Genomic DNA, 13,507 nt, shown 5'->3' on the forward strand with positions numbered 1-13,507 from the left:
TCGCCGGGGCACCTTCCTCTCTTATTTCCTCGCTAATTATCGCCGTTTTCCAGACATAGCGCGTTAGGGTTCCAGGCTGCCGGTAATGGTATCGGGCGCTGATAATCAAATTCGCGCAGTGTCAGACCCGCTACGCCGTTGGCGTACAGTACCGGCAAACCGCCGGGATAAGGCTCGACACCCCAAACTCGGCCGCTTTGCGGATTCAAACACCAGGCGTTATCAATCCCCATCCCGGTCGGCGACATCGGATTGCACGGCGGGCGGATATCATAAAGCCCCTGCTCCGCTGCCAGGTTCAGCTTCTGGGTGAGCTGCACGCCGTCAAACAGAATGCGCCGGATCTGACCTGGCGTTTCACTATGCAGGTTTATCGCGCCTTCGCACTCGCCAACCAGCCCGCGGAACTGGATCTGTGAGATTTCGCCGGGTTCAATCGCCGGATCGCGACGGCGCGCGGAAAGGAAAACAGGGTCCGCCTCGCCCCAATGACAGGCCGGCGCGCTCACGCAATCAAAAGCAATGCTGCTAAAAATCATCCGCCGTAGCCGCCCGCCGTCGCGGGATATCAGGCCAATGCCGCGATTGGAGTCAAAGATAGTGCAGTTACTCACCAGCACATCTTCAATATCCTGCCAGGTTTCAGTACCGATTTTAAAGGCGCAGCTTTTCGAGCGCAGCGTGCAGTTAACGATGGTTACCTGACGCAACGGTCGCTGGATGCGCTCAGGTTTATCGGTGGTCTTCAGACAGATGGCATCATCCGCCGCGCTGAAATAGCTATTGGCGATATGGACCTGCTGGCAGCTGTCGATATCCAGCGCATCGGTATTGGCCATCGTCAAATCATTGTCGACGGTAACGCCGTCAACCACCACGCCCGCGCAGGAGACCAGATGGATTGTCCACATCGGGGCATGCCGTACGGTGATATTCTCCAGCCGGACGCGACGGCAATTTTCCAGCAAAATGATCCGCGGACGCGCCGCGGCTGGCGTGCGGTAACCCATGGCGTCAACGCCACGGGAAAACCAGCCATCAGCGCTGCCGTAAATCTCGCCGCCTCCGCAGATAGTAATATTCTGCGCATCCACAGCATACAGAAAGGCCCGATCTGAAGATTCCGCCCGGCTCAGCGCCGTCGCCTGAGCAAAGTCATCATAGTTTTCGCTAACGATAAGCTCGGCGCCCGGCGACAGCCACAAACAGGTGTTCGAGCCTATCCGTAAACCGCCGAGCGCGTACCTGCCGCAATCAACCACCAACCGGCCGCCGCCCGCCTGCGCCAGTTCGTCCAGCGCCTGTTGAAAGAGTTCAGTATCAGGCGTCACGCCATCCGCATGGGGATGGCGCTGCGAAAGATAAATGTTCATAGCATGTCCAGGAAATCAACGTGGGGACTATCTCACCATCTCTCTCACCCTCAGCGTAGGGTCGAAATCGCTACCGCGGAAATATCTGCGTACCCTTTCACATTCGCCGTCACGCTCAGGGGCAAAACGTGAGATTACGCGCAAAATTTGCCTGCGGAAAAAATGAAAACAGGGCCGTTATCACAGTAAACGCCCTCTCAAACCGCTGCATATGTGAGCAGTATCACGGGATTTATTTCATTTTGTCGCCATTTGGCATGCTGCTCGCAGAACGGTACGAAAAACCGACTGTCGGGATTCTCGCCACCCCTCCCCCTCTTTTACTGTGCAACCTCGCATTCCTTACCAAAGAGATACGCTCATGACGAGGACAGTGACCCCGCAACGAGAAGTCAAAACCCGCAACATCCTCTGCTGGGGGATGGGCGATATTTTCGGCAGCGGCGCGATGACCATCACCGGCCTGTGGCTGCTCTACTTTTATATTGAAGTCGCCGGGCTCTCGCCCGCCGCCGCGGCCTCTATTTTCGCTATCGCCAAGATTTGGGACGGCATCACGGACCCGGTGATGGGCTACATTACCGACAACATTCGCACCCGTTGGGGGCGGAGACGGATCTTCTTTATTCTCGGCGCGCCGTTATCGCTCTGTTTCGCCCTGATGTGGATAAGTGGTTTTGGCTACGCCTGGTACCTTGGTACCTATCTACTATTCAGCACCGTCTTCACCCTGCTGATGGTGCCTTACGATACGCTGCCTGCAGAGATGACCACCCGCTATGATTTGCGCTCGAAAATGTCCGGCGCGCGAATGCTATTCGCTCAGGCGACAGCCTTTCTCGCGGCGCTGATCCCCGGGCAAATCATGGCCCACGTCGCCGATAAATCGCAGGCGTTTCTCTATATCGGCATTATCTTCGCCCTGCTTTTTGCCTTGCCGTGGATCTTCGTCTGGCGCGGTACCTGGGAGCGCGAGCATCTCCCACCACCGCAGACGCAGCAAGGTTTAGGCAAAACGCTACGTTCGCTGTATAGGGAAATGGCCTCGACCTTCCGTCTGCGGACCTTCCGTATTCATATCATGATGTATGTCGGCGGCGCGGTGGCGTTGGATATTTTCGGCTCGCTGTTTATGCACTATATGACCTACGTGCTACGTGTCGGCACCTCGCTGGCTTCGCAGGCCATGAGTCTGATGACGCTGTTTCAGTTCTTCGCGATCCCTTTATTTACCTGGCTTTGCATCCGTGTCGGCAACGGCAACGCCTATAAGGTCGCCATCGCGCTGATCCTCTGCGCACTACTGTGGTTCAGCCAATTGACCGCTTCTTTCAGCCATCTTTCCTGGCTGCTACTCGGCGGCGCAATCGTGATGGGCATCGCCCGCGGCGGCACCTATCTTATCCCATGGAATGTCTACAATTTTCTGCCCGATATCGATGAAGCTTATACCGGCGTGCGGCGTGAAGGGATCTACGCGGGGGTAATGATGCTGACGCGCAAATTCTCCCAGGCGCTGGCGCTGTTTATCGTCGGCCTGGCGCTGGAAGCCTTTGGATTCACCAAAGGCGCCGAAACGCAGAATACCGCCGCGCTGAATGGTATCTGGTGGGTATTCCTCGTTGGCCCCGGCCTGCTGGCCTTACTGGCAATGTATGGCGCGTTTCGTTTTCGCTTGAGCCAGCCGCGACATCAAATCCTGATTAGCGAACTGGAGCGTCTGCGCGCCGGTGGTCATCCACAGGATGCCAGCCCGCAGACCCGCGAAACTATCGAGCTACTGACCGGCCATCCTCATCGCAACGATCGCTGGCAACACGCCGCCGTTTCTTCTCAAGGAAATCACTATGTCGCAGAAAAACAACCGTCCTGAATTACAATCACTCATCGAAGCGCTAATCGGCAACTTAACCGCGATTACCGATGATAGCGGCGAGTATTTGCAGCGGCTGGCAGATGGCCGGGTGGTTGACACCAAAGGTTGGGACGGTTGGGAGTGGACGCATGGCATCGCCCTGTTTGGCCTGTTTCGCTACCAGCAACTGACAGGATCGCTTCGGGCTCGTGAACTTATCGACGGCTGGTTTAGCGCCCGTTTCGCCGAGGGTACGCCGGAGAAAAACATCAACACCGCTTGTCCGTTTTTAACCCTGGCGCTGTGCTATCAACAGACGCCGCGCAGCGACTGGCGCGCCTATCTGGAAAGCTGGGGAGATGCGATATATCGCCAGATGCCGCGTACCGAAGAGGGCTGCCTGCAACACGTCACCTATGAGAATCCCCATCATCAACAAATTTGGGACGATACGCTCATGATGGCGGTACTGCCGCTGGCGATGCTCGGCAAGATGTTTGATAAACCGCGCTGGGTAGAAGAGGCGAAATTTCAGTTTTTGCAGCACCTGCACTATTTAAGCGACCACCAAAGCGGCCTGTGGTTTCACGGCTGGCATTTCGACGGCAGACACCATTTCGCCGGCGCGCTGTGGGCCCGCGGCAATAGCTGGATAACGCTGGCGATACCGGAACTGCTGGAGATGCTTGAGCTCGACGAGCATGACGCCTTTTACCGCCAGTTGCAAAATACTCTGCAAATTCAGGTCAGCGCCCTTGCCCGCTGCCAGGCCGAAAACGGCCTATGGCCGACGCTGCTTAACGACCCGGATAGTTATCTGGAAGCCTCTGCGACGGCGGGCTTTGCCGCGGGTATTTTCAAGGCGGTGCGCCTCGGCTACCTCGACGATGCGTTTCTGCCGGTCGCCGGGAAAGCCTGCCGGGGCATTATCGAACATATCTCGCCGCAAGGAGAGTTAACGCAGGTGTCGTTTGGCACGGCGATGGGCAACGACCTCGACCACTATCGTAACATCCCCCTGACCGCCATGCCCTACGGCCAGGCAATGGCGATACTGTGCCTGGTTGAAGCGCTACGCCGCACGCTTTAATACGGCTATCTGAGCGCCGTCAGTTCGGTGCTCAGGCTATCCGCCAGATTACGTGCTCGTACAGGATCGAACATCACGTAAAACGCCGGTGAGGCCTCGCCTGTCTGCTGACAAAGCGTTTCCATTTCCGATGCGCAGCGATATAACGCCTGCACGTTAATATGGCAAATCTCCCGCATGCTCCAGCTGTTTTCCACCTCTCGGGCGAAGTGCAGAGTAAAGAAGGCCTTTTGCGCGTGGGTAAACGTCTGACAATAGATCGCCAATCCCTGCCACTCCTCACGCCACCGAAGCGCCAGCGCGGTGGGAAAATCCGCCGTGAGAGCGAACGCTTGCGCTGCTTTTCCCAGCAGCTGCGCGCTGGCTGCGACCTCATCTTTTTCTTGCGCGATTTGCGTGAGATTAGCCATCGACTTCTGCGGGTCGTCGCGGGTGAAGTGGATATCCTGCGCCGAACCGGGTAACCAGTGACTGCGCGCCAGTTGTCCGTAAAGGCCCCACACCGCCTGGCCGTAGCTTTCAGGCAATTGGCTATGGCGATGGAAAACATGGTCTCGCACATATATTGACTGATAGAGCGTCTGCGTCGCCTGCTCAAGCAGCGACTGGAACTGCTGCGCGACATCGGCTGGCGGACACCAGCCGTAACGCTGCGCCAGCCATTGCACCAGTAACTGCTGCTGATTTTTCGCCGCCCCTTCGCCCAGCAACTGACTACAGGCGAAGAGATTACATTCGCTTAACGTCGCAGGGATCCAGTGATTATCGATACTTTCCCAACTGGTTTTACAGATAGCGCCGGTAATGCGCGGGTTGCGACTCTGACACCACAACAGTCGCCCCTGCAGCTCATCAATACGTAAAAACGGCATGACTCCCCATCCCACTTCTTCGCCGGCAAGATCGATATCGATCCATACATCTCGCGTCTGCACCGCCAACAGCGCCGGATTGTTAGGGAAAGCAGGCCAGAAACGTTCCGGCGTGAGTTTTATCGATACCGAAACCGCAGGCGGCAGCGGTTCAATCGCATCCAGCACGGCGCTGAGATCGTCATTGCTGGCAGGGAAGACACGCAGTACCAGATGCTTATTTTGCGCGGCTACCGCCTGACTCAGGGCGTTAAAACAGCGGCGGTAGAGCATCAAGCTTTGCGCTGGCTGGCGGGGATCGTCGTGTTGTCTGTCCCACTGCGGACGAGAGATCGGTAATAATCCATCAGTACTGGAGAGCGCGATAATCAAACCGGTGAGCGCCGGTACGCTTTGACACACGGCGCGGATTTTGTCGGTTAACCAGCGGCTCCAGAAATCGACATCAAAACGCACCCCGCGCGGGGTATCCAGCAGTTCCGGATGCGCTAATAACAGTTCGGTCGGGAAGCTAAGTTCTTTCGCCTGCAGATAACATCGCAACCCCTGCTCACGGCAGCGTAACGCCAGCCGGTTGAGATAGATACAGCGCGCTCGTTGTTGGCTCGACAATCGGTCGTTATAGTCAAAAGGCGTATACCCCTGTGGCGAAACCAGCTTGCCAAATAACTCGGTCTGCCCCACCACCACGGTATTAAAATCATGCTCAATTGCGTATTCAATCAACCGACAGGCCGACGGCCAGTGCCAGATGTCCTGATTATTGAGCTCCAGCGCCCGCGTTTCCCACATTGTTTCGCCCTCCATTTCGCCCCTGACTGAACATAACGTAAGCAAACAAACGCGTCCGCTTTTTCCCGGCATCTGATTGCAAGAAAACTGTCATATTGCTTTGACATAGTTGGACATTCAATGGCAAAGCTCGCCATAATGAAAAAGCGACGTCAATGATCCGGAGTGTGAGTTGTAATGGGCCAGGAAAAGCTATACATCGAAAAAGAACTCAGCTGGTTGTCCTTTAACGAGCGCGTACTTCAGGAAGCGGCGGACAAGAGCAACCCGCTTATCGAGCGCATGCGCTTCTTAGGAATTTACTCCAATAACCTTGATGAGTTTTACAAAGTGCGCTTCGCTGAACTTAAGCGACGCATTCTTATCAGTGAAGAACAAGGTAGTACCGCCCATTCGCGTCATCTGTTAGGCAAAATCCAGGCCCGCGTGCTGAAGGCCGATCAGGAATTTGATGGTCTCTATAATGAACTGCTGCTGGAAATGGCGCGTAATCAGATCTTCCTGATTAACGAACGCCAGCTGTCCGTTAACCAGCAATCCTGGTTACGCAACTACTTCAAACAGTATCTGCGCCAGCATATTTCGCCGATTCTGATCAACCGCGAGACGGACCTGGTTCAATTCCTGAAAGATGATTACACCTATCTGGCGGTGGAGATTATCCGCGGCGATACCATTAACTATGCGCTGCTGGAGATTCCATCCGATAAGGTGCCACGCTTTGTGAACCTGCCGCCGGAGACGCCGCGACGCCGCAAACCGATGATTCTGCTGGATAACATTCTGCGTTACTGCCTGGATGATATCTTTAAGGGCTTCTTTGACTACGATGCCCTGAATGCATACTCGATGAAAATGACCCGTGATGCCGAGTACGATCTGGTACACGAAATGGAATCGAGCCTGATGGAGCTGATGTCCTCCAGCCTGAAGCAGCGCTTAACCGCCGAGCCGGTGCGTTTTGTCTACCAGCGCGATATGCCGGATGCGATGGTCGAAATGCTGCGCGATAAGCTCTCCATCTCGAACTACGATTCGATGCTGCCGGGCGGTCGTTATCACAACTTTAAAGACTTTATCGGTTTCCCGAATGTTGGCAAGGCCAATCTGGTCAACAAACCGATGCCGCGCCTGCGTCACCTGTGGTTCGATAAATTCCGCAACGGCTTTGACGCCATCCGCGAACGCGACGTACTGCTCTACTATCCGTATCATACCTTCGAGCACGTGCTTGAACTGCTGCGTCAGGCCTCGTTCGACCCAAGCGTGCTGGCAATCAAAATCAATATCTACCGCGTCGCTAAGGATTCACGGATTATCGATTCGATGATCCACGCCGCCCACAACGGTAAAAAAGTGACCGTGGTGGTTGAACTGCAGGCTCGCTTCGACGAAGAGGCCAATATTCACTGGGCCAAACGTCTGACAGAAGCCGGCGTACACGTTATCTTCTCGGCGCCGGGGCTGAAGATCCACGCCAAACTCTTCCTCATTTCGCGTAAAGAAGGCGATGAGGTAGTGCGTTATGCGCATATCGGCACCGGCAACTTCAACGAGAAAACCGCTCGTATCTACACCGACTATTCGCTCCTCACCGCCGACGCGCGCATCACTAATGAAGTCCGTCGCGTGTTTAATTTTATCGAAAACCCTTACCGGCCAGTCAGCTTCGACTACCTGTTGGTATCGCCGCAGAACTCGCGTCGTCTGCTGTATGAAATGATCGACCGCGAAATCGCCAATGCGCAAAATGGGCAACCGTCCGGAATTACGCTTAAATTAAATAACCTGGTCGATAAAGGGCTGGTGGACAGACTCTATGCCGCCTCCAGTACCGGCGTGCCGGTTAACCTGCTTATCCGCGGCATGTGCTCGCTAATCCCGGGTCTTGAGGGAATTAGCGAAAATATTCGCGTGATTAGTATCGTTGACCGTTTCCTTGAGCACGATAGGGTCTATTGTTTTGAAAACGGTGGTGATAAACAGGTGTGGTTATCCTCCGCCGACTGGATGACGCGCAACATCGACTATCGTATCGAAGTCGCCGTACCGCTGCTGGACCCGCGTCTGAAGCAACGCGTATTGGATATTCTCGATATCCTGTTCAACGATACCGTAAAAGCGCGCTATCTTGATAAAGAACTGAGTAATCGCTACGTGCCGCGCGGCAATCGCCGCAAAGTACGCGCACAGATAGCGATTTACGATTATCTCAAATCACTCGAACAACCCGATTAACCTATGCCAATAAACGAAAAAACCCCTCGGCCGCAGGAGTTCGCTGCGGTCGACCTTGGTTCGAACAGTTTTCATATGGTGATCGCCCGTGTCGTCGACGGGGCAATGCAGATCATCGGTCGCCTGAAGCAGCGCGTCCACCTGGCCGATGGCCTGGATGAAAACTCGGTGTTGAGCGAAGAAGCGATTACTCGTGGGCTGAACTGCCTGTCGCTGTTTGCGGAACGTCTGCAGGGATTCTCCCCTTCCAGCGTTTGTATCGTCGGGACGCATACCCTGCGCCAGGCGGCTAACGCGGCGGATTTTCTCAAACGAGCGGAAAAAGTTATCCCTTATCCCATCGAAATAATCTCCGGTAACGAAGAAGCGCGTCTGATTTTTATGGGCGTCGAACATACGCAACCGGAGCGCGGCCGTAAGCTGGTTATCGACATCGGCGGCGGTTCGACTGAGCTCGTCATCGGCGAAGATTTCGAGCCCCGCCTGGTTGAAAGCCGACGTATGGGCTGCGTAAGCTTCTCGCAGGCCTATTTCGCCGGCGGCGTTATCAATAAAGAAAACTTCCAGCGCGCGCGCCTGGCGGCGGTGCAGAAACTGGAAACCCTGGCCTGGCAGTTCCGTATTCAGGGGTGGAACGTGGCGCTGGGCGCCTCTGGCACCATCAAAGCCGCGCACGAAGTGCTGGTCGCCATGGGGGAGAAAGACGGCTTCATTACCCCGGAACGTCTTGAAATGCTGGTCAGTGAGCTTCTGAAGAATAAAAACTTCGACTCATTAAGCCTGCCGGGATTGTCGGAGGACCGCAAAGCGGTATTCGCCCCGGGTCTGGCGATTTTGTGCGGGGTATTCGACGCGCTGGCGATCAAAGAACTGCGCCTGTCCGACGGCGCCCTGCGCGAAGGCGTGTTGTACGAGATGGAAGGTCGCTTCCGCCACCAGGATATTCGCAGCCGTACGGCCCAGAGCCTGGCGAACCAGTACAATATCGATCGCGAACAGGCGCGCCGGGTACTGGAGACTACCACTCAGATGCTGGAACAGTGGCAGGAGCAAAACCCGAAACTGGCTAACCCGCATCTGTCTGCCCTGCTGAAGTGGGCGGTAATGCTACATGAAGTGGGGCTGAACATTAACCACAGCGGCATGCATCGCCACTCTGCCTATATCCTGCAAAATAGCGATCTGCCGGGCTTTAATCAGGAGCAGCAGACACTGATGGCCACGCTGGTGCGCTATCACCGCAAAGCTATCAAGCTTGATGATTTGCCGCGTTTTACCTTGTTCAAGAAAAAACAGTTCTTGCCGCTGATCCAACTACTGCGTCTGGGCGTATTACTGAACAATCAGCGTCAGGCGACCACTACGCCGCCAAAACTGACATTGAAGACAGAAGCCAACCACTGGACGTTAATTTTCCCGCATGACTGGTTTAGCCAGAATGCGTTGGTGCTGCTGGATCTGGAAAAAGAGCAACAGTACTGGGAAGGCGTGCCGGAATGGCTGCTGAAAATTACTGAGGAAGAGGTATAAAGCTGGCATCTTTGACTAAAATGGCCGGGTCATACGCCCGGCCGTTTTTTATGCGACGTCAGCCGCGCAGGCTAGCTGTTCAATCGGGACCGGCATACCAATATCATAGCCCTGCATATAATCAATCCCCAGCGAAATCACCGCCTGGCGGATCTCCGGCGATTCCACATACTCCGCTACTACCTGCATATTTTTGATTTGCGCCAACCGGCAAATCGACGCCACAACCTGATAATCCAGACTGCTGGTGACCAGATTACGGATAAAGCTACCGTCAATTTTCAGCATATCAACGTTAAGCGTTTTCAGCCGCGCATAGCTGGCATAGCCGGTACCGAAATCATCAATCGCCACCCGGCATCCCAACTCCTGCAACCGCGCGAGCGTTTGTTGCGCCTGCTCCGGATTACTGAGCGAGTGATTTTCCGTCAGCTCAAAAATAAGCTGCCAGGGCTCAATATTATAATGATGCAGCATTTCCTCGACTTCGTCCGGGAAACGGCTGCGGCTGACCGAAACTGGCGACAGATTGATGGCCAAACGCATGCCCGGCAACGTATGGCGATTATCGTTCATAAAAGCCAGCGTATTGTCGATAACCCAGTTGTCGATGCGCGAAGCCAGGCCAAATTCGTGCGCCGCAGGCAAAAAATTATCCGGCGCAACCAGCTCCCCCTGCTCGCCCACCATACGCAACAGGACTTCATGATAGCTATCGCCGCGCATGCCGATAATGGGCTGCGCCATCAGCCGAAAACGATTCTGATCCAGCGCCTGCAGGATCTGGTTCATCATTGACACACGTTCTTTTAACCCCTGCTGAACGTGAACGGCGCCGCGGCGCTGCACGTTTTCCGGGTGGCCGCTGGTCAATGACATGTCGGCTATATTATTCAGTTCGCCGAGCAGTAAATACAGATGCTTGACAGGAGAACGTACGTTGCAATAGCTGATCCCGACAGGCGGCTGTAGCGGAATACCATCCCAGATAAAACGGAACTGCTTAATCCGCTCATCCAGCATCACGATGCGTTTTTGATGGTCGTCGCTATTCAGGCGTATCACCAGGTCATGGCCCGAAAGGTGATAGACCATTTCGTTCGGCTGCAGTATGTGACTCAGGTATTCCGACAGCTGCTGCTTATACTGAATGCGTAGCATCACGCCGTAGTGCCGCCCAAGCAACTCCAGCTCTGGCATGCGTAAAAAGCACAGCACCGACCAGGTCGAGTGGTTTAGCGCTCGGCTCAGGGCCCGTAAATTCGGCATATGAACGACCGGGTCGAGAAAGGCCATCCGGCGAACCCGACGGTGGATCATCCGCTGCTGCGTCGCCAGCATTGCCATATAAGCGATAATAAAAGAGAACACCAGGTAACTGGAGGAGGTAATCGCCAGCTGGTTATTGTAGATCGGGGAAAATGGCAGGTAGCTGTAATGAAAATGGATAACCAGAATTAATATCGGCGGCCACGCCAGGGAAATAAAACGATAGCCAAAACGCATCGCCCCCCACAACATGACCGGCATAAGTAATGACAATGTATAATTTGTGCTAAATATCGTGCTGCTGGCATTTAACGGCATGAATAATAAAGCCAGTATTATTAACAATACTATTGCCCAGACAATAATTTCCAGCGGTTTTATTTTTTGGTCGATTTGTAAACGCACCTGGGATATAAAGCCGCGTAAGTGTAGCGGATTACGAATAACACGCAGCAAAAAATAGCACAGCGGCACACCGGTCAGACACCCTACCATCAGCGCCTGAAAAGTGATTAACGATCGTAAACTAAATGGCGTTGACCCCACCAGTTCCGCCGCCCGCGGATGCAGGCCAAGATACTCAGCAATCTGCGAAATAATGAGAAAAATTACCGAGGGCAGCAGCATTTGCCAGAACAGCCGATGCGGCATCAGGGCAACATTACCATGTGAAATCTGCTGACGGCGTGGAACGAAAATGCGATAACCGCCCCAGCACAGCACTGAGGGGATCAAAAAATGAAACAATACGCCGATAGATTGCTCGAAGGTCATTCCGCGCGTAATGGTCAGCAGCAAGCCGACTATAATGCCCGGAATCGCCGCCCAGCCGAAAAACAGCATCAGGCTCAATACTAACGCCAGCGGAAGATAAAACAGAAAGACGGTGTGACCGTTAAGATTTGCAAATGTATTCGCGGCGCGCGCCAGCGGCAACAGCAGCGTAGGGAGGATGAGCGGTAGTGCCCACCATTTATCCTGATATCGTTTGTATAGTTTAATAATACTCATAGATGCTCGACAGATTACCCCAACTCCTGCGGAGTATATTCAGACAGGCATCCAACCCGACCAGGCTAACCGCGAAAGTAATAACGATGCGGAACAGATGGACGATTTTAGTGGCCAATGGAATCAAGCAATTGACGCAAATCAACAAACTATTTAGCTAATATTAATAAAACTTATTTTTTTTGCGGACTGGTGCAATAATCAAAATCCGTGTAAATACGATGTTCATCTTATATAACATTAAGTAATGTTTTAGCACTACGATTTTTACACCGCCGACAATTGACCCCGCCGCTATACTATGACTTAATACCCCCATCGCCCGTCTTCGGGTATACTTCAAGGAACCTTTTGTGAGTCAGGCACCCAGTATGCGTAAACGACATCGATTTAACCGTCGCATGACCCGTATCGTACTACTTATCAGTTTTCTCTTCTTCTTTGGACGCTTTGTCTACTCCTCTATCGGTGCCTGGTACCATCATCAGGACAAACAAGAGTCGCAGCAATCGACCATCACCATTGATGCTCCCGCGACACCAACGACCCCAGCCCAGGAATAACGCCTACGGCAAAATTTTTAGTTGGTGCAGCAGACGCAGCATCTCCGCTATCCCTTTGTTGATAACTTTATCCTGACGCATCACTACGCCCAGTTGGCGATAGAGCCGCGGCGATAGCGACTGTACACGTATTCCGGTTCGGTCATCTTCAGCCGCCACCGCCATCTTCGGTACGATACTGTATCCCAGACCAGCACGCACCATACGCTTGATAGCCTCAATGCTACCGAGTTGCATCACCGGCGCCGAGTTTACCCCGGCAGCGCGAAACCAGCCATCGATCAGCTCACGGGTCCCGCTGCCGGCTTCAAATGCTATTAGCGAAAGTGCCTGTAGCAGTGAAGGCGTCAATTGCCCCACTAGCGGTTCATCATCGTTGGCAGTAATAAATACAAACTCTTCCTCCAGCACTGGCGTTACCGCCAGGCTGCGGCCGCTGGCAGGTAAGGTCACCAACCCCAGATCAAGCCGGCTCTCTTCCACCGCACGTACAATGTCAAGCGTATTACCGGTCGTGACGCCAACCGTTAACAGCGGATGCTTCTCGCGTAGATGGCACAATAGCGGCGGCAGCAAATGAATACAGGCCGTCGCCCCGGTACCGAAGCTCATCGTGCCGTGCACTTTATGGTTAAACTCAGCCACCGACTGCACCGCCGTATTCACCGCCTGCTCAATAATCTCACTATGGGCCAGTAGCGCCAATCCGGCGGCAGTAGCCTTGATCCCTCGCCCGGTACGCTCAACCAACCGCGTCTGCAGGAACTGCTCAAGCTGGCGAACCTGCAGGCTTACCGCCGGCTGCGATATTCCCAGTACATCAGCGGCGGCGGAAAAACTGCCGCGCTGCGCCACCAGCCGGAAGGTTGTCAGATTTACCAAATTCAGCATCGTCATCACAAAGTTTCTCTTAT

At 54.2% G+C, this 13,507-nt stretch carries 9 protein-coding genes; 5 read left to right on the forward strand and 4 right to left on the reverse strand.

Annotated features, from left to right (window positions below; genetic code table 11):
- Positions 1 to 32: 32 nt before the first annotated feature.
- Complete coding sequence (locus EAE_RS00620) at positions 33 to 1,373, reverse strand: glycoside hydrolase family 28 protein (protein ID WP_015703154.1); 1,341 nt, start codon at positions 1,371 to 1,373, stop codon at positions 33 to 35.
- Between the two features lie 361 nt (positions 1,374 to 1,734).
- On the opposite strand from EAE_RS00620, the gene EAE_RS00625 reads away from it, so the two are divergent.
- Together EAE_RS00625 and bglB are read left to right on the forward strand one after the other, a co-directional pair.
- Complete coding sequence (locus EAE_RS00625) at positions 1,735 to 3,246, forward strand: MFS transporter (RefSeq protein ID WP_483464980.1); 1,512 nt, start codon at positions 1,735 to 1,737, stop codon at positions 3,244 to 3,246.
- Positions 3,221 to 4,318, forward strand: coding sequence for a beta-galactosidase BglB (bglB, locus tag EAE_RS00630; RefSeq protein WP_015370395.1), 1,098 nt, complete (start codon positions 3,221 to 3,223; stop codon positions 4,316 to 4,318). Before EAE_RS00625 ends, bglB begins: the two co-directional genes overlap by 26 nt.
- 5 nt (positions 4,319 to 4,323) lie before the next feature.
- Here bglB and EAE_RS00635 read toward each other — a convergent pair whose 3' ends face one another.
- Entirely contained in the window at positions 4,324 to 5,982 is a 1,659-nt protein-coding gene (locus EAE_RS00635) for a hypothetical protein (RefSeq protein ID WP_015703156.1), read from the reverse strand.
- 177 nt (positions 5,983 to 6,159) lie between these two features.
- Between EAE_RS00635 and ppk1 the strand changes: the two genes are divergently transcribed.
- Together ppk1 and ppx are read left to right on the forward strand one after the other, a co-directional pair.
- Positions 6,160 to 8,220 (forward strand): polyphosphate kinase 1, encoded by a 2,061-nt coding sequence (ppk1, locus tag EAE_RS00640; RefSeq protein ID WP_015370393.1) that lies wholly within the window; start codon positions 6,160 to 6,162, stop codon positions 8,218 to 8,220.
- A 3-nt stretch (positions 8,221 to 8,223) separates the two neighbouring features.
- Positions 8,224 to 9,750 (forward strand): exopolyphosphatase, encoded by a 1,527-nt coding sequence (gene ppx, locus EAE_RS00645; protein ID WP_015703157.1) that lies wholly within the window; start codon positions 8,224 to 8,226, stop codon positions 9,748 to 9,750.
- 48 nt (positions 9,751 to 9,798) lie between these two features.
- Here ppx and EAE_RS00650 read toward each other — a convergent pair whose 3' ends face one another.
- Entirely contained in the window at positions 9,799 to 12,030 is a 2,232-nt protein-coding gene (locus EAE_RS00650; protein WP_015703158.1) for an EAL domain-containing protein, read from the reverse strand.
- Positions 12,031 to 12,401: 371 nt separating this feature from the next.
- Between EAE_RS00650 and EAE_RS00655 the strand changes: the two genes are divergently transcribed.
- A complete protein-coding gene (locus EAE_RS00655) occupies positions 12,402 to 12,593 on the forward strand; it encodes a YfgG family protein (protein ID WP_015370389.1) in 192 nt (63 codons plus the stop codon).
- A 3-nt stretch (positions 12,594 to 12,596) separates the two neighbouring features.
- On the opposite strand, the gene EAE_RS00660 is transcribed toward EAE_RS00655, so the two are convergent.
- Complete coding sequence (locus EAE_RS00660) at positions 12,597 to 13,490, reverse strand: LysR family transcriptional regulator (protein WP_015703160.1); 894 nt, start codon at positions 13,488 to 13,490, stop codon at positions 12,597 to 12,599.
- Positions 13,491 to 13,507: the final 17 nt, after the last annotated feature.

Origin of the sequence: Klebsiella aerogenes KCTC 2190 (assembly GCF_000215745.1) — a bacterium.
GTDB lineage: Bacteria > Pseudomonadota > Gammaproteobacteria > Enterobacterales > Enterobacteriaceae > Klebsiella > Klebsiella aerogenes.